Consider the following 23,424-nt stretch of genomic DNA (forward strand, 5'->3'; position numbering starts at 1 on the left):
ATCCTGCCGCGTCAGCGCTCGGCGGGCGGCCGGGGTGCGGGCAGCGCCGGTGCGGGGCGCCCGTCCACCGCCTCGGCGGGGAACGGCCCGCCGTGCGCGGACAGGTCGATGCACACCGTCCGGGCGTGCGGCAGGACGAGCACCGTCTGGTCGGCACCGGGCCGCATCGGGTGCCGGTAGTGCGCGGCGACCCAGCTGCGGTTGCGCCAGTGCCCCTCGACCCGGACCACGCCGACCACCTCCCGTGGTGTCCCCGCGGGACGGCCACGACGGTACCCCGCTCGACCCGTCCACCGGGAATACCCTGGGGGGGTATATCCGCTGCAGCGGGCGTCCACGACGCCGGGAGGTAGACGATGCACGACGGGCCACGGGCGGCCTCCGCCCCGCGGGAGCACGGGACGCACCCCGGCGGCCACGCCGGACACGGCGGCCACACGGGACACGGGCACGCGGGCCACGCGGCGGTGTTCCGGGACCGGTTCGTCGTCGCGCTGGTGCTCGCCGTCCCCGTCGTCGGGTTCAGCGCGATGACCGGGATGCTGCTCGGGTACTCGCCCCCGGCGTGGTCGGCGTGGATCCCCCCGGTGCTCGGCACCGTGATCCTCTTCTGGCCGGGGTGGCCGTTCCTGTCCGGGGCCGTCGCCGAGATCCGGGCGCGCCGGCCCGGGATGATGCTGCTCATCGGCATGGCCGTGGGCGTCGCGTGGGTGGCGAGCATGCTGAGCTCGCTCGGCGTCGGCGGGCTGGACTTCTGGTGGGAGCTGGCGCTGCTGGTCGTGATCATGCTGCTCGGGCACTGGCTCGAGATGCGTGCGCTCGGACAGGCGTCCGGGGCCCTCGACGCGCTGGCCGCGCTGCTGCCCGACACCGCCGAGCGGGTCGGCGCCGACGGCACGGTCGGCACGGTCGCACCGGCCGACCTGACCGTCGGCGACGTCGTGCTGGTCCGGTCGGGTGCCCGGGTGCCCGCCGACGGCACGGTCGTCGACGGTGCCGCCGAGGTGGACGAGTCGATGATCACCGGGGAGTCCCGGCCGGTCCCGCGCGGCACCGGCGACCGGGTGGTGGCGGGCACCGTCGCCACCGACTCGGCGCTGCGGGTCCGGGTCGACGCCGTCGGCGAGGACACGGCGCTGTCGGGCATCCGCCGCCTGGTGGAGAACGCGCAGGGCTCACGCTCCCGGGCCCAGGCACTCGCCGACCGCGCGGCGGCGCTGCTGTTCTGGTTCGCCGCGGGTGCCGGGGTGGCGACCTTCGCCGCATGGACGCTGCTCGGCGACACCGCGCAGGCGGTCACCCGCACCGTCACCGTGCTCGTGATCGCCTGCCCGCACGCGCTCGGGCTGGCGATCCCGCTGGTCATCGCGATCTCCACGGCCCGCGCGGCACGCTCCGGGGTGCTGGTCACCGACCGGCTCGCGCTGGAGCGCACCCGCACCGTCGACACCGTGCTGTTCGACAAGACCGGCACGCTCACCACCGGCGGCCCGCGGGTCGTCGGGACCGCGGGCGCTGCGGACACCCTGGCCCTGGCCGCCGCCGTCGAGGCCGACAGCGAGCACCCGCTGGCCCGCGCCGTCGTCGCCGCGGCGGACGGGCGGGCCGTCCCGGCCGCACACGGGTTCCGCTCGCACACCGGACGCGGGGTGTCCGCCACCGTCGACGGGCGGCCGGTCGCCGTCGGGGGTCCGGCGCTGCTGCGCGGGCGTGGTCTCGACGTGCCCGCCGAGCTGACCGGCGACGTGCACCGGTGGAGCGACGACGGCGCCACCGTGCTGTACGTGGTGGCCGGTGCGGACCCCGGCGAGGTGGTGGGCGCGCTCGCCCTCGCCGACGCGGTCCGCCCGGAGTCCCGGGCCGCGGTGGACGCCCTGCACGCCCGCGGCGTACGGGTCGTGATGCTCACCGGTGACGCGCGCCCGGTGGCCGAGGCGGTCGCCCGGGACCTGGGCGTCGACGAGGTCGTCGCCGAGGTGCTGCCCGAGGGCAAGGACGAGGCGGTGGCCCGGCTCCGGGACCGCGGCGCGGTCGTCGCGATGGTCGGCGACGGCGTGAACGACGCCCCGGCGCTGGCCCGGGCCGACGTCGGGATCGCGATCGGGGCCGGCACCGACGTCGCGGTCGCCTCGGCCGGGGTGGTCCTGGCCTCGTCCGACCCGCGCGGGGTGCTGTCGGTGATCGCGCTGTCCCGCGCCGGGTACCGGAAGATGCTGCAGAACCTGTGGTGGGCGGCCGGCTACAACCTGGTCTCGGTGCCGCTCGCGGCCGGGGTGCTCGCCCCGGTCGGGTTCGTGCTCCCGCCCGCGGTCGGCGCCCTGCTGATGAGCCTGTCCACGGTCGTCGTCGCGCTCAACGCGCAGCTGCTGCGCCGGGTGGAGCTGCGCCCGGACCGGCTGGTCAGCTGACCCGGGGTGGCGCCGTCGTCGCCCGGACCACCAGCCGGGTCGGGACCTCGACGTCGCCGGGGTGCTCGCCGTCCAGCGCGGCGAGCAGCGCCCGGGCGGCGAGCTCGCCCTGGCGGCGGACCGGCTGGGCGACCGTGGTGAGCTCGGCGACGGCGGCCGAGTCGTGGTCGTCGAACCCGACCACCGACACCTGGCCCGGCACCGCCACGCCGGCACGGCGCAGGGTGCGCAGCACGCCGACGGCGAGCTCGTCGGACATCGCGAACACCGCGGTCGGCATCACCGGGAGGGAGAGCAGCTCGGCGGCCGCGGCGTCGCCGTCGGTCACCCCGGCCCCGGTGGCGACGACCGGGCCGCGGGGCCGCCCGGCCTCGGCGTGCGCGTCGGCCCAGCCGTCGCGTCGGTCGGTGGTCGTGGCGCGGCCGTTGGCCTCGTCGGGGTCGAACGACACCAGCGCGACGCCGCGGTGGCCGAGCCCGAGCAGGTGCCGGACGGCGGTGCGGGCTCCGGCGCGGTCGTCGATGCCGATCCGCGGCCGTCCCGGCATGTCCCCGCCGAGCACGACGACCGGGACCCCCAGCGCGTCCAGCGCCGCGGCCTCGGTGGTGTCGATCGCCGAGGCGACGACGATCAGCCCGTCGGCGCGCCCGCGCACCGGCAGCGTCGCGAAGAAGTGCGCCCGCGCGTCCGGGTCGCCGAGGTTGTGGAGCTGGGTGACGTGCCCGGCCGCGGACAGCACGCCCTCCACCCCGGCGACGGCCTCGGCGAAGAACCAGCGGGTCGGGAAGCGGGCGAGCACGGCGACCGTCAGCGGCCGGACGGGGACGGAGTAGCCGAGGGAGGCCGCCGCCCGGCGGACGCGTTCGCGGGTGTCGTGCGAGACGGGGGTGCCCTCGCGCAGGGCGCGCGACACCGTCGCCGGGGAGACCCCGGCGAGCTCGGCGACCCGCCGGACACCCGCCCGGCGTACGACCTCGTGCACCGGCTCGTCCGTCACGGGGGTCATCGTGCCCGCGCCTCGACAGCGGTTGCAACCGGATGAAACACTCTGCAACACCGCCCCGCCCCACGATCCGTACCCGGGAGCATCATGTCCGTGCACGAGCAGGACTGGTGGCGCAACGCCGTCGTCTACCAGGTCTACATCCGCAGCTTCGCCGACGGGAACGGCGACGGGACCGGTGACCTCGCCGGTCTGCGCAGCAGGCTCGACCATCTCGCCCGCCTGGGCGTCGACGCGATCTGGATCAACCCCTGGTACCCGTCGCCGCTGGCCGACGGCGGCTACGACGTGGCCGACTACCGCGCGATCAACCCGATGTTCGGCGACACCGCGCAGGCCGAGGCCCTGATCGCCGAGGCCCACGCGCGCGGCATCCGGGTGCTGCTCGACATCGTCCCGAACCACCACTCCGACGAGCACGTGTGGTTCCGGCAGGCGCTGGCCGCGGGCCCCGGCTCGCCCGAGCGCGAGCGCTACCTCTTCCGCGACGGCCACGGCGAGAACGGTGAGCTCCCGCCGAACAACTGGGAGTCGATGTTCGGCGGGCCCGCGTGGGAGCGGGTCGTGTCCCCCGACGGGACGCCGGAGCAGTGGTACCTGCACCTGTTCGACATCCGGCAGCCGGACGTGAACTGGGAGCACCCGGAGGTCCGTGCCGACTTCGAGGAGACCCTGCGCTTCTGGTTCGACCGGGGCGTGGACGGGTTCCGGGTCGACGTCGCGAACTCGATGGTGAAGGAGCCCGGGCTGCCCGACATCGTGAAGGGCGTCAACGACGCCCAGGACGGCGGCCACCCCTACCTCGACCGCGACGGCGTCCACGAGATCTTCCGGTCGTGGCGCCGGATCGGCGACACCTACGACCCGCCGCGGGTGTTCGTCGCCGAGGCCTGGGTGCCGGACCCGCAGCGCCTGGCCCGCTACCTGCGCCCGGACGAGCTGCAGACCGCGTTCAGCTTCAACTTCCTGACCGCCGCCTGGCTGGCCGAGGACCTGCGCGCCAACATCGACGACGCGATCGCCGAGAACACCCGGGTCGGCGCACCGGCGACCTGGGTGCTGTCCAACCACGACGTCTGCCGGCACCCGAGCCGGCTGGCCCGCAAGCCCGAGGCCGGGCGCGGCTGGAACCTCGACGACGTGATCGCCCTGCCCGCCGACCCCGAGCTCGGCCTGCGCCGGGCCCGCGCGGCGACGCTGCTGATGCTCGCGCTGCCCGGTACCGCGTACCTGTACCAGGGCGAGGAGCTCGGACTGCCCGAGGTCGAGGACATCCCGACCGACCGGCTCGACGACCCGACCTGGGAGCTGTCCGGGCACACGCTGCGCGGCCGCGACGGCTGCCGCGTCCCGCTGCCCTGGGCCGCGGGCGAGCCCGGCTTCGGGTTCGGCCCGTCCGGGACGCCGTGGCTGCCGCAGCCCGACGTGTTCGCCCGGCACGCGGCCGACGTGCAGGAGGCCGACCCGGACTCGGTGCTGCACCTCTACCGGGACGCCCTGGCGATCCGCCGCGCGCACCCCGCGCTCGGCGGCGGCACGCTGACCTGGCAGGAGTCGCCGGAGGGCACGCTGGCCCTGGCCCGCACCTCGGACTCCGGCGACGGCGGTTTCACCTGCCTGGTGAACGTCTCCTCGGCGCCGGTGTCGCTGCCCGAGGACGCCGAGGTGATGCTGTCCAGCGGCCCGCTCACCGCCCGCGGCGAGGTCCCCGCCGACACCGCGGTGTGGCTGCGCCACTGACCGGCGCGCCCGTCCCGGACGCCCCCGGGGGAACTCTCGTGGCTTCTAGCGCCACGAGGGTTCCCCTCGGGGCAGCCCCCGGGGTCAGGCCACGATCGGCAGCCCGGCGAACCAGACCTCGCGCAGCGTGCGCTCGGTCCAGCGCCAGACCCGCCGTGCGGCGACCGGGTCGAGTGCGTGCGTGGCGACCCCGCCCGCCACGCCCGGCCCGGCCGGTCCCGCCTCCGCGAGCCCGGCGAAGTAGCGCCCGCTGATCCCCCCGACCAGCGGCGACGCCGCTGCCAGCACGACCGTGGCGGCCCCCTGCTCGGGGTCGGCCCCCGCCGGCCCGGGGTCGGCCGCGTTCACCGCGATCCCGTCGCCCGACCACCGACGCGCGGCCTCGACCGCGTGCAGCAGCGCCGCGCTGCGGGACCGGGCGTGGGCGAGGTGGGCGTCGTAGCGCTCGTCGGAGAAGTGCGGGTCCTCCGGGTCGAACGCCGCGTCCCGGTGGGCCGCGGAGGTCACGGTGACCACCCGCGCCCCGTCGACCGCGGTGAGCGCCCAGTGCAGCCCCGAGGTGAGCGACGCCGGCCCGAGGTGGTTGACGGCCAGGTGCAGCTCCCAGTCGTCGACGGTGCGGGTCAGCGGGGCACCGGTGACGGCCGCGGCGTGCACGAGCATGTGCAGCGGACCGTCCCACAGGCGCACGAAGCGGGCGATGGAGCGCTGGTCGGACAGGTCGAGCTCGCCGACGGCGACGCACTCGTTGCCGGTGTCGGCGACGATGCCGTCGCGGGCGACGGCACCGGCCTCGGCGTCGCGCACGGCGAGGGTGACCTCGGCCCCGGCGGCGGCCAGTGCGCGGGCGGCGGCGAGGCCGACCCCGGTGGTCGCACCGGTGACGACGGCGCGCCGGCCGGTGAGGTCGACGCCGGCGAGCACGTCGGAGGCGGTGGTCCCGGCCGGTGCGGCCGGCAGGACGGCACGGGAGGTGCCGGTGGTGGACAGCGGACGGGATCGGTCGGTCGTGGAGCGGAACAGCATGGCGTGATCCCTTCTGAGCACCGGGTACGCGGTCGGTGACGTCGTCGTTGCGTCGCCGTGTCCCCGGGGACAAGTAAGCGGAGGATCCTCCGTATGACTCGGGACTCTATCCGGAGCATCCTCCGGATCGCAAGACGTATCGTGGGATCGTCAGTCCCACCCGAGGAGGCACCGCCATGGGCACCAGCACACGTTCCGGCCTGCGTGCGGACGCCGCGCGCAACCGTGAGCTGCTGCTGGCCGCGGCCGTGCGCGCGTTCACCGCGGAGAGTCGTGGCGGCCCCGCCACGACCCTCGACGGCATCGCGAAGGACGCCGGAGTCGGCATCGGCACGCTCTACCGGCACTTCCCGAACCGGGACTCCCTGGTCGAGGCCGTGTACCGCAACGAGCTCGACCGGCTCTGCGCCGCCGCCGAACAGCTGCGCACCGAGCTGCCCGCGGACCGGGCACTGCGGGCCTGGATGGACCGCTTCGTCGACTACGTGATCACCAAGAAGCACCTCGCGGACTCGCTGCACGCACTCGTGGCCTGCGGGCACAACCCGTTCGCGCAGAGCCGCGAGCGGATGGTCGAGGCGGTCCGCCTGCTCCAGGAGGCGGGCATCGCCGACGGCACCCTGCGGGCCGACGTCGACGCCGCGGACGTGCTCGTCGGCACCAGCGGCATCTGCATGGCCGTCGCCGACCCGCAGGGCCGCGAGCAGGCCGGACGCCTGCTGGACCTGCTCGTCGACGGCCTGCGCCCGCGCTGAGCCCCGGCCCGGCCACCCCGGGTGATCGTCCGGACACGTAGGATCTCCCGCGGACGAGGGCCGCGGCCCGGACGAGCACGGAGGCATGATGGGTGAGCTGTTGCGCGGCGGAACAGGCGTCGCACCCGCTCCCCCGGCCGACCTCGTCGCCGCCCCCGGCTACGGGGCGCGCCGGATGTACCAGGCCTACCTCGCCGCCTGGAGCCGTCACGTCGACCCGGTGCTGACCGGCCCGCAGTTCGCGGTGCTCTCGGCGATCCGTGCCTACCCGGAGTCCGACCAGAGCTCGCTGGCCGGCGCCGTCGCCCTGGACACCTCGACGATGGCCGACGTCTGCCGCCGGATGGAGCGCCGCGGGCTGATCGAGCGCACCGAGTCCCCCCGCGACGCCCGGCGCAAGATCCTCTCCCTCACCGACGACGGCGCGGCCGCCCTCGTCGAGGTCACCCGCCGGACCCGGCGCCTGGACGCGGAGCTGCTCGCCGCGGTGCCCGAGGACCGGCGCTCGGAGATCGCCGGTCTGCTCAACACCCTCGGCGCCCACTGGGAGGCGGTCGCGGAGCGGACGTCGTTGCCCGGCAACGACTGAGCCCCGGCCGCCCGGGTTACGTCCCGGTTTCCCTTCCGGGTCGTTCGCACGAAAACCTTGCGTATCCGGATAGTACGTGCTCGGATTACTTCTCGTGCGGGCCACGTCACAGGCCCGACGGACGCGAGGAGGTAGTCGTGGCACCCAGCCAGTCCCTGGAGATCACGGTCACGGGCGGCGGTCTCGGCGGACTGACCGCCGCACTGGCCCTGCGCCGTCAGGGCTTCCGGGCCACCGTGCTGGAGGCCGCGCCGCAGCTCGGCGAGGTCGGTGCCGGCATCCAGACCGCCCCCAACGCCAGCCGGATCCTGTTCGGTCTGGGGCTGCGCCGGTCGCTGGAGCGGATCCACACCGCCCCGCAGGACCAGGTGCGGCGCCGCTGGGCCGACGGCTCGATCATCGCCCAGCTCCCGCTCGGGCAGCAGGTCGTCGACACCTACGGCGCCCCGTACTGGCACTACCACCGCGCCGACCTGCACCGGATCCTGCTCGAGGCCTGCCTCGACCCGGACGGCCCCGGCCCCGCGGTCACCGTGCACACCGACGCGAAGGTCGTCGAGCTCGACCGCACCGACCCGGACCGCCCGGTCGCCGTCACCGCGCGCGGGCTGCGCGTCGCGGGCGACGTGCTGGTCGGCGCGGACGGCATCCGGTCCGGTGTCCGCGACCTCGCCGGGTTCGACGACACCCTCGTCTTCTCCGGCGAGATGGCCTACCGCGCCCTGATCCCCGGCGAGCTGATCGCCGCGGACCCGGCGACCCGGTTCCTGCTCGACCGCTACCACTCCACGATCTGGTACGGCCCCGGCAAGCACCTGGTGCACTACATGATCCGCCGCGGCGAGTACCTCAACGTCGTCGCGATCGTGCCCTGCACCGAGCAGGTCGAGCGCGACTGGAGCGCACCGGCGACCGCCGAGGACCTCGTCGCCGACTTCGCCGACTGGGACGACCGCGTCCCGGCGATGCTGTCCAAGGCCAAGGACGACGTCTCGGTGTGGGCGCTCCACCGCCGCCGCCGCGACCCGGTCTGGATCGACGGCCGGGTCGCGCTGCTCGGCGACGCCTGCCACGCGATGCTCCCCTACCAGGCCCAGGGCGCCTCCCAGGCGATGGAGGACGCCGCCGTGCTGGCCAAGGAGCTCGGTGCGGTCGGCCGCGGCGGGATCGACACCGCGCTCGCCCGCTACGTGCAGCGCCGCGCCAAGCACGCGGGCGTCGTGCAGGACGCCTCGCTGCGGAACATGGACTTCTACCACCTGCCCGACGGCCCCGAGCAGCGCGAACGCGACGAGAAGCTGCGCCGCTTCCAGGGCGAGTCCGACGTGTCCTACGACTGGCTGTGGCGGGGCTCCCCGCTGAACGACCCGGACGACGAGTCCGTCACCTACCCCTTCTCCCGATAGAGGAGCACCGACATGCGTACCGGAGACCAGGTCGTCCAGGACCTGCCCTGGCGCTGGGGCGTCCAGGGGAAGATCTTCCTCATCGGCGGCCTCGGCTACATGTTCGACGCCTGGGACGTCGCCCTCAACGGCTTCCTCACCCCGCTGCTCGGCGTCGAGTTCGACCTCTCGACCGGCCAGCGCGGCCTCGTCGCGACGGCCAACCTCATCGGCATGGCCGTCGGCGCCGTCGCGTTCGGCACGATCGCCGACCGGATGGGCCGCAAGCGGGTCTTCAGCATCACCCTGCTGATCTTCGCCCTGTTCTCGGTGCTCGGCGCCTTCTCCCCCAGCTGGGAGGTCTTCCTGGCGCTGCGCTTCCTGGCCGGCATCGGGCTCGGTGGCTGCATCCCGGTCGACTACGCGATCGTCAGCGAGTTCTCACCCCGGCGCTACCGGGGCAAGGTGCTCGCCGCGATGGACGGCTGGTGGCCGATCGGCACCACCCTCGCCGGGCTCTCGGCGACACTGCTCGTGCCGGTCGAGGGCAACTGGCGCTGGATGCTCGCGCTGATGGTGCTGCCCGCGCTGCTGCTGTTCTGGATCCGCCGCGGCGTCCCGGAGTCGCCGATCTACCTAGCCCGCACCGGCCGCGAGGCCGAGGCCCGCGCCGTCATCGACGACATGGTCCGCCGCACCGGCGCCCCGGTGGAGCAGTACGCGATCACCGCCGCCGCACCGGAACCGACCACCTCGCGCCGCCGCGGTCTCGGCGCGCTGGGCGAGCAGCTGAAGATGGTGTGGGCGTTCAACCCGCGCATCACCGGCGTCGCCTGGTCGCTGTTCATCACCGTCATGGTCGTCTACTACGCCGCGCTGTCCTGGATGCCGTCGATCCTGCGCGCCCAGGGCATGGGCGAGGTCGCCGCGTTCGCCTCCACCACCGTCATGAACGCGGTCGGCATCCTCGGTGTCATCACCTCGGTGCTGCTGGTCGAGGTCGTCGGCCGCAAGTGGGTCATCGGCGTCGCCGGTCCGTGCGCCGCGCTGTCGCTGGTCGTGTTCTCGCTGGTCATGGGCTCACCGACGGCGGCGGTCGCGATGATCGCGGTGTTCGGGTTCTTCGCCCTGGTCGTCATCCCCGTGATGTACGCCTACGTCTCCGAGCTCTACCCGACCGAGCTGCGGGCCTCGGGCTTCGGCTGGGCGTCGTCGTCGAGCCGGGCGGTCACCGGGTTCGTCCCGCTGATCTTCGGCAGCCTGCTGTGGCCGGTCCTCGGCCTGCCGCTGACCTTCACCCTGATGGCGCTGCTCGTGTTCGCCGCCGTGACCTTCATGGCCCTCGGCGCCCCCGAGACCCGGGGCCGCGAGCTGGACCGCATCACCGGCGACGAGGAGACGCTCGACGCGCCGGCCGTGGAGCGGGTGGAGAAGGCGTGAAGCCCGCCGCGTTCACCTACCACCGGGCGTCGTCGGTGCGCGGGGCGGTCGACCTGCTGACCGAGCTGGCCGACGACGAGCCCAAGCTGCTCGCCGGCGGGCAGAGCCTGGTCGCGATGATGAACTACCGCATGGCCCGGCCCGGGCACCTGATCGACCTCACCCACGTGCCGGGCCTGGCCGGCATCCACCACGCCGACGGGGCGCTGCGGATCGGCGCGCTCACCACGCACCGGGCCGTCGAGCGGGCCGACCTCGGGCCGGACTTCGCGGTCCTGTCCGCCGCGATGCGCTGGGTCGGGCACCTGCCCATCCGCACCCGGGGCACCGTCGGCGGCTCGATCGCGCACGGCGACGCCACCGCCGAGTGGTGCCTGCTGGCCGTGCTGCTCGACGCCGTCGTCGTCGCCGAGGGGCCGGGCGGGCGCCGGGAGGTCCGGGCGCGGGAGTTCTTCCTCGGCCCGTTCACCACCGCCCTGGACCCCGACGAGGTGATCGTGGAGATCGTCTTCCCCCGTCCCGCGCCGCGCGCGGCGCTCACCGAGTACGCCGACCGCCGTGGCGACTTCGCCGTCGTCGCGGCGGGGGTGGACCTGGGCACCGGGGAGGTCGTGCTCGGCGGGGTCGGCGCCGTCCCGGTGCTGGCGCCCGACGCCGGCACGCCGGACGAGGTCGCCGACGGTCTGGAGCTGCGCGACGAGGCCGGGATCCCCGCGGAGTACCGCCGCGGGCTGGTCCGCACCCTCGTCGCCCGGGCCCGGGAGGAGGCCGGCCGTGGCTGAGCCCGGACTGCGCCGCGACGGCACCTGGGTCGGCGCGTCGGTCCCGCGGCGGGAGGACCCGCGGCTGCTGACCGGCCGCGGCCGGTTCGTCGACGACATCACCCTGCCCCGGATGCTGCACGCGGCGTTCGTGCGCAGCACCGAGGCGCACGCCCGGGTGGTCGACGTCGACCTGTCCGAGGTCCGGCGGGTGCCCGGCGTCGTCGCCGCGTTCGACGCCGCCGATCTCGCCCTGGGCGACATCACCGCGCTCCTCGACCGGCCGCTCGAGGAGTTCGTCCCCACCTCGATGCCCGTGCTGGCCGGCGACAAGGTCCGCTACGTCGGCGAGCCCCTGGCCGTCGTGATCGCCACCGACCCCTACGCCGCCGAGGACGGGGTGGAGGCCGCCGTCGTCGAGCTCGACCCGCTCGACCCGGTGGTGACCGAGACCGCCGCGCTGGCCGCGGCCGGTCCCCCGGTGCACGACGAGGCCCCCGGCAACGTGCTCGTCGACGTATCGCTGTTCGCCACCGAGGGCATCGACGGCATCTTCGACGAGGCGCACACGGTGGTCACCGTGGAGGCCCGCACCGGACGGCAGAACGCGCTGCCGCTGGAGACCCGCGGCGTCGTCGCCGACTGGGACGACCGCGACGAGCAGCTGGTGGTGCGCACCTGCACCCAGGTCCCGCACCAGGTCCGCACGGTCCTGGCCCGCTGCGCCGGGCTCGACGAGAAGCAGGTCCGGGTCGTCGTGCCGGACATGGGCGGCGGGTTCGGGCAGAAGTGCGTCGTCGGCCGGGAGGAGATCGCCGCCGCGGCCGCCGCGCGGCGCCTCCGCCGTCCGGTGAAGTGGATCGAGGACCGGCGCGAGGCGCTGACCGCGAGCTTCCTGGCCCGCGAGCAGCACTACACCGCCCGCGCCGCGTTCACCGCCGACGGGGAGATCCTCGCCCTGGAGTCCGACGTCGTCTGCGACATGGGCGCCTACTCCTGCTACCCGTTCACGGCCGGGATCGAGCCGCTGATGGCCTCGGCGGAGATGCCCGGCGTCTACCGGGTCCCCGCCTACCGGGTGCGCGGGCGCGCGGTCACCACGAACAAGGCGCCGACCGCGCCGTACCGCGGTGTGTCCCGGCCGCAGTACGTGATGGTGATGGAGCGGCTGATGGAGCGCGCCGCCCGCGAGCTCGGGCTCGACGCGCTGGACGTCCGCCGGCGCAACCTGATCACCGAGTTCCCCTACCGCGGGGTCAACGCCATCACCTACGACCCGGGCTCCTACCGGGAGTCCCTCGACCTGTGCGAGCAGGTGCTGCGCGACGAGGGCTGGCCCGGGCGCACCCTGCCCGACGGCCGGGTGCTGGGCATCGGCTACTCCTGCTTCTCCGAGCGCACCGGCTACGGCTCCGGCGCGTTCGCGGCGCGGAAGATGCAGGTCGTCCCCGGGTTCGACCTGTCCCAGATCACGATGGACCTCGACGGCACGGTCACCGTCACCACCGGCACGCTGTCGCACGGCCAGAGCCACGAGACGACCTTCGCCCAGATCGTCGCCGACCGGCTCGGCCTGCCCTACGACAAGGTCAAGATCGTCCAGGGCGACACCGACCGGATCACCTACGGCTGGGGCTCGTTCGCGTCCCGCTCGGTGACGATCGGCGGGTCCGCGGCGGCCGCGGCGGCGGTGAAGCTGGGCGACCAGCTGCGCGCGCTGGCCGCCCACCTGGCCGACGCCGACGTGGACTCGGCCGAGCTCGACGGCCGCGGCGGGGTGCGCGCCGGGGACCGCACGTTCTCCTACGCCGAGCTGGCCGACGTCGCCTACCTGCGCGCGCACCTGCTGCCCAAGGAGGTCGGGCCGGGCCTGACCGCGACGGCGAGCTTCGACGTCGGCGGCGACGGCACGTTCTCCAACGCCACCCACGGCTGCGTCGTCGCGCTCGACCCGGGCACCGGCGGCGTGGAGATCCTGCGCTACGTCTGCGTCGAGGACTGCGGCGTCGCCATCCACCCGCGCGTCGTCGAGGGGCAGGCGCGCGGCGGCATCGCCCAGGGCATCGCCGGGGCGCTGTTCGAGCAGGTCGTCTACGACGAGCTCGGCCAGCCGCTCGCGCCGAGCTTCATGGAGTACAAGGTCCCGACCGCCGCCGAGATCCCCGACGTGCGGATCGAGCACCTCGAGACGCCGTGCGCGTTCACCGCCGACGGCGCGAAGGGTGCGGGTGAGGGCGGCACCATCGGCGCGCCCGCGGCCGTGCTCAACGCCGTCAACGACGCGCTGCGCCCCACCGGCGTCGAGCTGGACTCCACCCCACTGTCGCGCGCGGACCTGTTCGCCGCGCTGAACCGGGAGGCACCGTGACCGACATCCAGCTGGTCGAGCTGACCGTCAACGGGGAGCGTCACGAGCTGGCGATCCCACCGCGCCGCACGCTGGCCGACGTGCTCCGCCACGACCTGGGTCTGACCGGCACCCACGTCGGCTGCGAGCACGGCATCTGCGGGGCGTGCACCGTGCTCGTCGACGACGCGCCCGCCCGCGCCTGCCTGCTGTTCGCCGTGCAGGTGGAGAACGCCGCGATCCGCACGGTCGAGTCGCTGTCCGGGCCCGACGGCGGGCTGTCGGACCTGCAGCAGTGCTTCGGCGAGCACCACGGGCTGCAGTGCGGGTTCTGCACGCCCGGGTTCCTGATGCTGGCCGAGGGCTACCTCGCCGAGGAGCCCGACGCGAGCCGCGAGGAGATCCGCGAGGTCGTCGCGTCGAACCTGTGCCGGTGCACCGGCTACCAGACCATCGTCGACGCCGTGGAGGACTGCGCGGGCCGCCGCCGCGCCGCGCTGCAGTCCGCACTGGACTCCGCCCCGCAGCACGCGACGCAGTCCGCACCGCAGTCCGCACTGGACGGAGCATCCGCATGAGCCCGCACCCCACCGGTCTGCACGGGGCCGGTACCGACGCGACCTACGCGACCGCCGGGTTCGGCGCCGCCGCCCGGCGCGGGACCCGGCCCGCGGTCGTCGTCGTGGACCTGACGGTCGGGTTCACCGACCCCGCGCTGCCCACCGGCAGCGAGCTGTCCGAGGTCGTCGCGGCGACCTCGACGCTGGTCGAGGCGGCCCGCACGCTCGGCGCGCCGGTGGTGTGGACGACGATCGCCTACACCCCCGCCGAGCTCGACACCCTGCCCTGGCTGGTGAAGGCGCCCGGGATGCGCTCGCTGGTCGAGGGCTCGGCCGCCGTCGGCTTCGACCCCCGGCTCGACGTCCGCGGCACCGACCACACGCTCACCAAGAAGGGCGCGTCGGCGTTCTTCGACACCGGGCTCGCGACCCTGCTGCGGTCGTCCGGTGTGGACACCGTGCTCGTGTGCGGGGCCACCACCTCGGGCTGCGTCCGCGCGAGCGCCGTCGACGCCGTCCAGTCCGGGTTCGGTGTGCTGGTGCCGCGGGACTGCGTCGGCGACCGCGCGGCCGGGCCGCACGAGGCGAACCTGTTCGACATCCACGCGAAGTACGGCGACGTGGTCGGTCTCGACGACGCGCTCGCCTACCTGAAGGGACTCCTGTGACCGTCACGTCCACCCTGGTCCGGCAGGTCCGCCAGGACGCGCTCGCCGACCTCGCCGACGTCCCCGCCGTGTCCCGCTGGGTCCGCCGCGGCGACCTGGCGCTGCACGCCCTCGACTACGGCGGCGACGGCGCCCCCGTCCTGGTCCTGCCCGGCATCACCAGCCCGGCGGTGACGATGGACTTCGTCGCCCGCGAGCTCGTCGACCTGTGCCGCCCGGTGGTGCTCGACGTCCGCGGCCGCGGGCTGTCCGGCAGCGGAACCTCGTGGACCCTCGACGACTACGCCGGCGACGTCCTGGCGGTGCTCGACGCGCTGGAGCTCGGCCCCGACACCATCCTGTTCGGGCACTCGATGGGTGCCCGGATCGCCGCCGTCGCCGCGACGCGCCGGCCCGTCGGCGGCGCCGTGCTCGTCGACCCGCCGCTGTCCGGCCCCGGCCGCACGCCGTACCCGACGACGCTGGAGGCGTTCCTGGGCCAGCTGCACGAGGCGCAGCGCGGCACCGACGCCGACGGGGTCGCCCGGTCCTGGCCGCGCTGGCCACGCCGCGAGCAGGAGCTGCGCGCGCGCTGGCTGTCCTCCTGCGACGAGGCCGCGATCGCCGCGACGCACGCCGGGTTCGAGTCCGAGGACTTCTTCGAGGCGTGGCCGCACGTCCCGGCGCCGGTGACCCTGCTGTACGGCGCGGACTCCCCCGTCGTGCCCGCGTCCGGGGCCGCCGAGATCGCCGCCGCCCGGCCCGACGCCCGGCTCGTCGCCGTCCCGGACGCCGGGCACATGGTGTTCTGGGACAACCCGGCCGAGGCGTTGCGGCTGCTGCGCGGGGCGCTGGGCGGCCCGGACCGGGGCTGATCCGCTCCGGGGCCGGCCGGACCCGTCCGACGCCCCGGGCCGGAGCGGCGGGGCGGATCGGACGGGCCTACCGTCGCGGTGTGCAACCGTGTCCGCGCCCGACCGCCTCCCTGCTGCGGGCGGCCACCCTGCTGGTGGCCGCCCTGCTCCTCGCCGGCTGCTCCGCAGACCGCCCCGCCGCCTCGTCGGCGCAGGACACCGAGCCCTGGCCGGGACAGACCGCCTCGGAGCGCGTCGGCGCACCGGGGCTGGAGGCGCTGCGGACCAAGTTCCGCTTCTACGCCCAGGACCCCTGCTGGTCGAGCGACCCGGCGACGGTCTTCCCGCGCTGTGGCCGGTTCACCACCGAGATCCGCAACGCCCTGCCCCAGGTCCGCCAGGACGCACCGGCCGCGGCCGCGCAGGCCGACCTCGTCGGGAAGGCGCTCGACGACTTCGCCGCGCAGGGCTGCCAGGCCGACCCGGGCACCCTCGCCGAGGGCGACGCCGCCGTCTGCGGCCCGGCCTTCCGTGCGGTCCAGGAGACCGCCCAGGGCATGGCGACGGCCGCCGGCGCCGGGACCTGAGGCCCCTGCCCCGTCCATGATCACCGGTTGTGGAGCGAGGAGTGCGCTCGACGACCTCCGCGCTCCACAACCGGTGATCATGAACCGGATGGAGCCGCGCCGGCAGTCGACGGCGAGTGGGCCGCCGCACCCCACGGGCCCGGCACCCCGACGGCCCGGCACCCCGACGGCCCGGCACCCCGTCGGCCCGGGACCTCGACCGGCGGCCCCGTCCATGATCGCCGAGTGTGGAGTCCGGAGCGCAGTCCACCGGCCTCCACGCTCCACTTCTGCCGATCATGGAGCGACGACGCCGCGCCGACCGGCGGCCCGCACCGCGCCGACGGATGCGCCCTGCCGACGGAGCTCCCTGTCGACGGAGCTCCCTGTCGACGGAGCGCCCTGCCGACGAGCGCCCTGCCGACGGAGCGCAGCTCGCCCGTCGGAGCGCAGCTCGTCCGTCGGAGCGCAGCTCGTCCGTCGGAGCGCAGCTCGCCCGTCGGAGCGCAGCTCGCCCGTCGGAGCGCGCCGTCACCCCGCGGCGGCCCCGGCGAGGAACGCGTCGAGCTCCGTCCGGGTCGGCGCGGTGGCCGGCCCGTACCGGGTGACCGCGAGCGCCGCGGCCGCACCGGCCCGCGCGACCGCCTCGGACCACGCGGTGCCGCGCAGCAGCTCCGCGGCCAGGACCCCGCAGTGGGCGTCCCCGGCCCCGTTGGTGTCGACGGCGTCGACCACCGGCGCCGGGACGGCCTCCACCGCCCCGTCGCGGACGACCACGCAGCCCGCGGCACCGTCGCGGACGACCACGGCCGCGTCGTCGCGCAACCGCCGGGCCAGGGCACCGGCGGCACGCGCCGCGGTCGGCTCCCCGGTGAGCAGTCGCGCCTCCCGCGCGTTGGTGCTCAGCACCCCGGTGGCGGCGAGCATCCGCTCCCACAGCGCGTCCGGCACGTCCGTGACCAGGGGCCCCGGATCGAGCAGGACCGTCGCCGACGACTCCTCGGCCGCGGCGACCAGCGACGCGGCCTTGTCCGGGACGAGCAGGCTGTAGCCGGAGACGTAGAGCACGTCGTCGGCGGTGGTCGCCGGGAGCCCGGCGGGCGGCGCGGTCTCGACCCCGCTGCCGGTGACGAAGGTCCGTTCCCCGGACGGGTCGACCAGGGTCACGCAGACGCCGGTGTCGCCGCCGGGATCGGGCGGCGTGGTCGCCGTGACGCCCTCCGCGGCCAGCGCGGCCCGCACGAGGTCACCGTGCGGACCGGTGCCGTGCCCGCCGGCGTAGAGGACCTCGGCCCCGGCCCGGGCGGCCGCGGCGACGACGTTGAACCCGCCGCCGGGCAGCATCGTCGTGCCGGTGGCGAGCACGTCGCCGCCGGGCGGGGGCAGCGCGGGCACCCGCATGACCAGGTCGACCAGGACCTGTCCGGAGTGGACGAGCCTGCCGGTCACCGCTGCTCCCGGGCCCCGCCCAGCGCGGCGTACACCCCGGCGGCGACGACGAAGGTGATCACCCAGGCCAGCCCGTTCTCGCCGAACCAGGTGCCGGCCAGCGGCCCGGTGAACCACGGCTGCGCCGACGGCCCGACGGTGGCGAACAGGTAGCCGACGACGATCGCCAGCGCCCAGGCCGCCGTCGCCCGCGGCTCGATCCCGCCGCGGTACCAGTAGCCGCTGCCGCGCGAGGTGTCCATCAGGGCCACCGGGTCGTAGTGGCGGCGACGCAGCATGTCGACGGCGAACACCCCGACCCAGGCGGTGATCGGGACGGCGAGGGCGCTGATGAAGGCGATGAACGGCGGGTAGAACCCGTCGGCGATCAGCATGAAGTAGATCGCGCCGGCGAAGGTCACCAGCACGTCGACGACGACGGCGTACACCCGCGGCAGCCGCACGCCCAGGGTCAGGGTGGTCAGCCCGGCCGAGTAGACCGACAGGTGGTTGGACAGCAGCAGCCCGCCGAACGCGGCGACCAGGTACGGGATCGCCATCCACGCGGGGAGCAGGTCGCGGATCGCGGCGACCGGGTCGTCCGCGGTGGCCAGGGTCGGGTCCCCGGCGGCGAGCAGGCTGCCCAGCGAGATCAGCAGGACCAGCGGGATGCCCGCGCCGGCCGCGGCCGAGGCGACCAGCGACCCGGCGCGCACCGACGGGGACTGGTAGCGGGACATGTCGGCCGAGGCGTTGGCCCAGCCGATGCCGGTCCCGGCGGCGATCACACCGACCGCGGCGACGACCGCGCCCGACGGCGCGGGGGCGGCCGCGGCGACCGCGGCCCAGTCGACGGTGGCGACCAGGAACCCGCCGACGACGATGTTCAGCGCACCGAACACCCAGGTCGCCCAGCGCTGCACCGCGACGAGCACGGCGTGTCCGAGCCCGGCGACCAGCACCGTGCACAGCACGAACACCGCGATGCACGCGATGGTGATCACCGGGTGGTCCTTCGCCGACGGGCTGGTGCCCGCGACGATCGTGACCAGCGACAGCAGCGCGAACGCCGCCGTCGTGGTGTTGACGGTCTCCCAGCCGAGCCGCGACAGCAGCGAGACCAGCGTCGGGCCGATGTTGCCGCGGGCCCCGAACACCGCCCGCGACAGCGTCAGGCCGGGTGCCCCGCCGCGCCGTCCGGCGATCGACACGGCGCCGACGATCGCGAACGACCCGACGCTGCCGAGCACCGCGGCCAGCACGGCCTGGGTGATGTTCAGCCCCGACGCGACCAGGGTCGCACCCAGCGGGAGGCCGAGGATGGAGATGTTCGCGGCGAACCAGACCCAGAACAGCTGGCCGGGCCGGCCGTGCCGTTCGGCGACGGGGACCGGTTCGATGCCCCGGGTCTCGAGGGCGCCGCCCTCGGCGGTGGTGCCGGTGTCGGTGGTGCTGGTGGCCATGGCGGCCTCCGTTCAGGAGGTGGACCGGAGGTGGAGCAGTCCCTCGACCACGTCGTCGAGGGGGTCGAGCAGGGGTGCGTTGACCCGGCGGACGGTGCCCACGAGGTCGGCGGGCAGTGCGGCGGCGCCGTGCGCCGCCCCGAGGACCGCGCCGCAGATCGCGGCGACGGTGTCGGTGTCACCACCCAGCGAGGCGGCGGTGACCAGCGCGGCCCGGGGGTCGTCGCCGAGGGCGGCGGCGAGCCCGAGGGCCGCGACGACGGACTCGGTCGCGGTGACCGAGGTCCCGACGACGTCGGCGACGGTGTCGGCGAGCGCGGCCCGGTCCAGCCCGGGCAGCACCCGCAGTGCGACGTCCAGGCGGGCGGCGACGTCGGCGCCGGCCGCCCAGCCGCCGCGCCGGGCGCCGGCCCGGGCGGCGTCGAGCGCGGCGTCCAGCGCGGCAGGGAGCCCCGCGCCGGACACCCCGGCCGACACCGCGGCGGCCACCGCGGCGGCGGCCGCGATCCCGGGTGCGGTGTGGTGGGTGACGACCGCCGACTCGACGACGGCGTCGAGGAGCCGCGGGCCGGCGTAGGCGATGCCGACCGGCGCGACACGCATCGCGGCGCCGTTGGTGACGCCGTCGCGGCCGGCGACCTCGGGGGGCTCGCCGTCCGCGAGCCGGGTCAGGGCCCGGCGGGTGGAGGGGCCGAGCAGGTCCAGCGACCCGCGCCGGATCATGTCCTGCTCCCACTCCTCCAGGGCGGCGGCGAACACCCGGGGCGGGACCCGGCCGTCGTGGTCGAGCAGGATCCGGGCGAGCAGCAGCGCCTGCTCGGTGTCGTCGGTGACGGTGCCGGCGGGGAGCTTCGGGGCGATCGGCTGGTCGTCGGCGCCGTCGAGGAGCCGGTCGACGACGCCGTAGCGCTCGGCGATCGCCGACCGGGACAGCGACTGGGTGGGCATGCCGAGCGCGTCGCCGACGGCCAGGCCGAGCAGCGCGCCGAGCGCGCGGTCGCGGGCCGGGTTCACCGCCCGCCGCCGAACTCGAGGTGGAACCGGAAGCGCTGCGGGTCCAGGAGGCTGACCACGTGCTCGACGAGCCCGCCGGTCGCGTCCCGGGTGACGCGCACGGCCTGCAGGAACGGCTCGCCGGGGGCGCGTTCGAGGGTGGCGGCGTCCGCGGCGTCGAGCGGGGCCACCGAGATCCACTGCTCCCCCGCGACGCCGGTCAGCCCGGCGGCGGCGAGGGTGGCGGTGATCGAGCCGTCGACCAGCCCGGTCGCGGGCAGCTGCGCCAGCGCGCCGGTCGCGGGCAGCGACGCCGTCTCCAGCGACACCGGGACGGTCCCGGCCCGGCGCAGCCGGCGCACGGTGACCAGCGGGCCGTCGTGGGCGGTGGGGCCGGGGTCGCCGCCGGGCGAGATGCCGAGCAGCTCGGTGCTCACGGCCGCGCCGGACGCGGCGAGCGCCTGCGCCCAGCCGAGCCGCTGGTCCAGCGGGGACCCGTCGAAGGTCACGAACGACCCGACGCCGGTCTCGGTGGTGATCAGGTCGCGACGGGCCAGCTCGGCCAGCGCGCTGCGGACGGTGCCGCGGGAGACGGCGTAGGTGCGGGCGAGCTGGTTCTCCCCCGGGAGCTGCTCGCCGTGCGGCAACCGGCCGGAGCGGATCCGCCCGGCGAGGTCCTCGACGAGGCGCGCCCTCTTGGAGCGCCCACCCTGTTCAGACATGTACAAACATGTACAGCACAGGGCCGGCCGCGTCCACCCCCCGTCCCGGACGCCCGGCGCCCCGTGATCCAGCTGCGCGGAGCCGGGCGCATCCTCCGGGGCCCCCGCACTCCTCGGAGGAGGACCACGTGGACACCCGGCCCGCGGACACGACGACGACCCGCGTGCCGGCGCGGCACGCGGGTCCCGGTCGTACGGCCTCAGCCGGCGAGCAGCGCCCCCGCCCCGGGCACCCGTGGCTCCAGCCCGAGCCCGGTGAGGATGCGGTGCGTGGTCGCGGTGGCGGCGGACAGGACCGGGATGCCGGCCTCGTCCTGCACCGCCTCGATCGACGGCAGCGACGGCATCTGCACGCACGCGCTGAGCACCAGCGCGTCGGCGCCGGTCAGGTCCAGCCTGCGCCAGTGCTCGCGCAGGTCGGCCGGATCGAGCCGGGCGACGGCGAGGTTGTCGGGCACCTGCAGCGACAGCGAGTCGACGACCTCGACCCCCGCGTCCTCGATGTAGTCCACGACCGCCTTCGTCAGCGGCTCCATGTACGGGGTGATGATCGCGACCCGCGTCGCACCGAGCGCGGCGATCCCCGACAGCAGCGCTCCGGCGCTGGAGACGACGGGGGCGTCGGAGCCCTCCGCCCGCAGCGCGGCGGTGATGTCGTCCTCGGCGGTGCAGTGGTAGCCGGGGCCCTGCGCCATGATCGCGACCAGGCAGGCCGTCGCGACGACGTCCGGCCGGGCGTCGGCCAGCTCGGCCGCGGCCCGCTGGGCCTGGGCGTTCATCGCGCGCAGCTGCTCGGGGGTCACGTGCTGCATCCGGGCCCGCGCCGCGTGGAAGACGAACCGGTCCTCGGGCAGCACGTCCTCCCGGGCGCGCAGCATCCGCGGGAGCTCGGTCTCCATCGTGAGGTTCGACGACGGAACGATCATCCCGATGTGGTGGTCGCGCGTCATCGGCGCGCCACCGGCTTCATCTCCGGCACGGTCAGCTCGCCGGCGTCGACGATCAGCTCGTCGTCGAGGAACAGGGAGTTGCCGCGCATCGGGATGTCGAAGTGACAGGCGGTGTCGTTCGGGCCGCCGAGCTCGTTGTTCGGGCCGATGGAGAACATGACGTTGCCGTAGAAGCTGCGCAGCTCCATGCCCATGCCGCCGCCGAACTGGGTCAGGCCGTGCCAGTGGGCGCGCTCGTCGAGGCCCCAGCCGACGTGGCTCATGCCGTAGCCGCGCGGGTCGTCGAAGGACTCGATGTAGGAGCGGAGCAGGTCCGCGTCGAGACCGGAGGAGCCGGCGCCGCCGCGGATGTCGCGGATGAAGCCCTGCTCGATGGTGATCTCCACCGGGGTCTGCACGTAGGTGTTGAACGGCAGCAGCACGTCCCCGGGGGCGAGGACGATCTTCCCGTCGACACCGTCGTCGGAGCCGCCGGTGAACACGAACGCCGCCGGCCAGTGGTCCCAGCGACCGGGGGTGTCGGTGTAGCCGTACTCGCTCAGCGTCGGGTACATGCCGAGCTGGTAGGTCACGTCGGTGCCGTGCGGGCTGGTGATCCGCATGGTCGAGGCCTTGGCCAGCAGCTCCGCGCCGGTCTCGACGCGCTCGCGCAGCTCGGTGGTCGGCATCAGCCGGGCCAGCAGCTCGGGCGGCTCGACCGCGGTGAGGATGCGGGTGCCCGCGTCCTGGATGGCGAACTGCTCGGCGCTGAACAGCAGGAACGTGCAGTCCACGACCATGTCCGCGGCCTTGAGGGCGTCCACGGCCAGGGGGATGTTCCCCAGGCCGGAGTCGCCGACCGCCCAGGCGCCGCCCGCGCTCGCCGGCGACGGCAGCCGCATGTGGTAGCCGGTCGCGCCCAGCTTCTGGATCGCCCAGAGGAACGCGTCGGCGTACTCGGTCCGTTCCGCGCCCCGGGTGAGCACGACGACCGTCTCCCCCTCGTGCACGCCCGACAGCGTCAGCTGCTGCAGGCAGATGTCGTTGAACAGGTTCTGGTCCATCGCGCACCTCCGTGTCTCGTCCTATTAATCCGAGCACGTACTATCCGGATACGCAAGACCTTCGGACGAGCGGAAACGGCACCGTCACACGGGGCGGATCATCCGGGGGCGCCGTCGCAGACGGACTTCAGCGACCGCCCGAGGGCGTTGCGGTGGACCTCGTCGAGCCCCTGCGCCTGCTCGACCGCGGCCTGGGCCAGGGTCGACGGGCACTCCTCGTTCGCCCGGGCCGGTCCGGCCAGCTTCAGGGCGGCCACGAGATCGTCGCCGATCCGGTCGAGCTGCGGCCGCACCCGGGCCAGCTCGGGCCGCTGCGCCGGACGCGTGTCGGGCCGGTCGGTCCACTGCCGGATCAGGTCGTTCTGCACCTGGGTGCTCGCCGCGATCTGGTCGGCGACGATCCGGGCCGTCCAGTCGGGGTCGACGCCGTCGCGGGTCGCGTCCGCCCGCGCCTGCGCGACGACGGCCGCCTCCCGCGCCGGGTCGGTGACGGCCGTCCCGGTCCCGAACTTCGCCGCGGCGACCTGGTCGGAGACCTGGGCGCGCTGCGCGGACAGCTGCACGACCCGGATGAGCCCGTCGGCCGGGGACGCGCCGGGCGGGCCCTCGGTCAGCGGGAGGGGCTGGTCGCCGCACCCGGCCAGCAGTCCCAGGACCAGGAGCGACCCGGCCAGTGCGGTACCGCGTGTGCCGATCACAGCGGCGAGCCTACGACCGCAGCGGTCGCGGCCCACCGCCGCCTGC

At 75.2% G+C, this 23,424-nt stretch carries 22 protein-coding genes; 12 read left to right on the forward strand and 10 right to left on the reverse strand.

Features of this window, described 5'->3' with window-relative positions; all coding sequences use genetic code 11:
• Positions 1-11: 11 nt before the first annotated feature.
• A complete protein-coding gene (locus KPF22_RS24415; RefSeq protein ID WP_208819827.1) occupies positions 12-230 on the reverse strand; it encodes a hypothetical protein in 219 nt (72 codons plus the stop codon).
• Positions 231-356: 126 nt separating this feature from the next.
• Between KPF22_RS24415 and KPF22_RS24420 the strand changes: the two genes are divergently transcribed.
• Positions 357-2,408 carry a copper-translocating P-type ATPase gene (locus KPF22_RS24420; RefSeq protein ID WP_224403393.1) on the forward strand — a complete coding sequence of 684 codons (2,052 nt, stop codon included), beginning with the start codon at positions 357-359 and terminating at the stop codon, positions 2,406-2,408.
• On the opposite strand, the gene KPF22_RS24425 is transcribed toward KPF22_RS24420, so the two are convergent.
• Positions 2,401-3,405 (reverse strand): LacI family DNA-binding transcriptional regulator, encoded by a 1,005-nt coding sequence (locus KPF22_RS24425; RefSeq protein WP_224403394.1) that lies wholly within the window; start codon positions 3,403-3,405, stop codon positions 2,401-2,403. The two genes, KPF22_RS24420 and KPF22_RS24425, sit on opposite strands and share 8 nt — an antisense overlap.
• Positions 3,406-3,498: 93 nt before the next feature.
• Between KPF22_RS24425 and KPF22_RS24430 the strand changes: the two genes are divergently transcribed.
• On the forward strand, positions 3,499-5,151 hold the full coding sequence (locus tag KPF22_RS24430; protein WP_224403395.1) for a glycoside hydrolase family 13 protein: 1,653 nt from the start codon (positions 3,499-3,501) through the stop codon (positions 5,149-5,151).
• An 84-nt stretch (positions 5,152-5,235) separates the two neighbouring features.
• On the opposite strand, the gene KPF22_RS24435 is transcribed toward KPF22_RS24430, so the two are convergent.
• Entirely contained in the window at positions 5,236-6,177 is a 942-nt protein-coding gene (locus KPF22_RS24435) for an SDR family NAD(P)-dependent oxidoreductase (RefSeq protein ID WP_224403396.1), read from the reverse strand.
• A gap of 176 nt (positions 6,178-6,353) precedes the next feature.
• Between KPF22_RS24435 and KPF22_RS24440 the strand changes: the two genes are divergently transcribed.
• From KPF22_RS24440 to KPF22_RS24485, 10 genes are all read left to right on the forward strand, one after another.
• Positions 6,354-6,932, forward strand: coding sequence for a TetR/AcrR family transcriptional regulator (locus KPF22_RS24440; RefSeq protein ID WP_208819837.1), 579 nt, complete (start codon positions 6,354-6,356; stop codon positions 6,930-6,932).
• 88 nt (positions 6,933-7,020) lie between these two features.
• The gene (locus KPF22_RS24445; RefSeq protein ID WP_244326204.1) at positions 7,021-7,521 is read left to right on the forward strand and encodes a MarR family winged helix-turn-helix transcriptional regulator; all 501 of its coding nucleotides are present in this window, start codon (positions 7,021-7,023) and stop codon (positions 7,519-7,521) included.
• 137 nt (positions 7,522-7,658) lie between these two features.
• Complete coding sequence (locus KPF22_RS24450; RefSeq protein WP_224403397.1) at positions 7,659-8,927, forward strand: FAD-dependent monooxygenase; 1,269 nt, start codon at positions 7,659-7,661, stop codon at positions 8,925-8,927.
• A 12-nt stretch (positions 8,928-8,939) separates the two neighbouring features.
• Entirely contained in the window at positions 8,940-10,346 is a 1,407-nt protein-coding gene (locus KPF22_RS24455; RefSeq protein ID WP_208819843.1) for an MFS transporter, read from the forward strand.
• Positions 10,343-11,128 (forward strand): xanthine dehydrogenase family protein subunit M, encoded by a 786-nt coding sequence (locus KPF22_RS24460; protein ID WP_224403398.1) that lies wholly within the window; start codon positions 10,343-10,345, stop codon positions 11,126-11,128. Before KPF22_RS24455 ends, KPF22_RS24460 begins: the two co-directional genes overlap by 4 nt.
• Positions 11,121-13,475, forward strand: coding sequence for a xanthine dehydrogenase family protein molybdopterin-binding subunit (locus tag KPF22_RS24465; RefSeq protein ID WP_224403399.1), 2,355 nt, complete (start codon positions 11,121-11,123; stop codon positions 13,473-13,475). Before KPF22_RS24460 ends, KPF22_RS24465 begins: the two co-directional genes overlap by 8 nt.
• Positions 13,472-14,032: a (2Fe-2S)-binding protein gene (locus tag KPF22_RS24470; RefSeq protein WP_062400706.1), complete on the forward strand. Its 561-nt coding sequence runs from the start codon at positions 13,472-13,474 to the stop codon at positions 14,030-14,032. The genes KPF22_RS24465 and KPF22_RS24470 overlap by 4 nt, the downstream gene beginning before the upstream one ends.
• Positions 14,029-14,682: an isochorismatase family protein gene (locus KPF22_RS24475; protein WP_073576213.1), complete on the forward strand. Its 654-nt coding sequence runs from the start codon at positions 14,029-14,031 to the stop codon at positions 14,680-14,682. Before KPF22_RS24470 ends, KPF22_RS24475 begins: the two co-directional genes overlap by 4 nt.
• Positions 14,679-15,536: an alpha/beta fold hydrolase gene (locus KPF22_RS24480; RefSeq protein WP_224403400.1), complete on the forward strand. Its 858-nt coding sequence runs from the start codon at positions 14,679-14,681 to the stop codon at positions 15,534-15,536. The genes KPF22_RS24475 and KPF22_RS24480 overlap by 4 nt, the downstream gene beginning before the upstream one ends.
• A gap of 80 nt (positions 15,537-15,616) precedes the next feature.
• Complete coding sequence (locus KPF22_RS24485) at positions 15,617-16,102, forward strand: hypothetical protein (protein WP_224403401.1); 486 nt, start codon at positions 15,617-15,619, stop codon at positions 16,100-16,102.
• 510 nt (positions 16,103-16,612) lie between these two features.
• On the opposite strand, the gene KPF22_RS24490 is transcribed toward KPF22_RS24485, so the two are convergent.
• The 7 genes from KPF22_RS24490 to aroQ form a co-directional block, all read right to left on the reverse strand.
• Positions 16,613-17,530 carry a PfkB family carbohydrate kinase gene (locus KPF22_RS24490; RefSeq protein WP_224403402.1) on the reverse strand — a complete coding sequence of 306 codons (918 nt, stop codon included), beginning with the start codon at positions 17,528-17,530 and terminating at the stop codon, positions 16,613-16,615.
• The gene (locus KPF22_RS24495; RefSeq protein WP_062400696.1) at positions 17,527-18,972 is read right to left on the reverse strand and encodes a cytosine permease; all 1,446 of its coding nucleotides are present in this window, start codon (positions 18,970-18,972) and stop codon (positions 17,527-17,529) included. Before KPF22_RS24495 ends, KPF22_RS24490 begins: the two co-directional genes overlap by 4 nt.
• A 12-nt stretch (positions 18,973-18,984) precedes the next feature.
• Entirely contained in the window at positions 18,985-19,986 is a 1,002-nt protein-coding gene (locus KPF22_RS24500; protein WP_224403403.1) for an ADP-ribosylglycohydrolase family protein, read from the reverse strand.
• Complete coding sequence (locus KPF22_RS24505; RefSeq protein ID WP_224403404.1) at positions 19,983-20,687, reverse strand: GntR family transcriptional regulator; 705 nt, start codon at positions 20,685-20,687, stop codon at positions 19,983-19,985. Before KPF22_RS24505 ends, KPF22_RS24500 begins: the two co-directional genes overlap by 4 nt.
• Before the next feature lie 200 nt (positions 20,688-20,887).
• On the reverse strand, positions 20,888-21,637 hold the full coding sequence (locus KPF22_RS24510) for an aspartate/glutamate racemase family protein (protein ID WP_208819858.1): 750 nt from the start codon (positions 21,635-21,637) through the stop codon (positions 20,888-20,890).
• Complete coding sequence (locus tag KPF22_RS24515; protein ID WP_062400690.1) at positions 21,634-22,680, reverse strand: leucyl aminopeptidase; 1,047 nt, start codon at positions 22,678-22,680, stop codon at positions 21,634-21,636. The genes KPF22_RS24510 and KPF22_RS24515 overlap by 4 nt, the downstream gene beginning before the upstream one ends.
• Positions 22,681-22,778: 98 nt before the next feature.
• A complete protein-coding gene (gene aroQ / locus KPF22_RS24520; RefSeq protein WP_208819860.1) occupies positions 22,779-23,378 on the reverse strand; it encodes a gamma subclass chorismate mutase AroQ in 600 nt (199 codons plus the stop codon).
• Between the last annotated feature and the right edge of the window lie 46 nt (positions 23,379-23,424).

It is taken from the genome of Pseudonocardia sp. ICBG1034 (assembly GCF_020131375.1).
GTDB lineage: Bacteria > Actinomycetota > Actinomycetes > Mycobacteriales > Pseudonocardiaceae > Pseudonocardia > Pseudonocardia alni.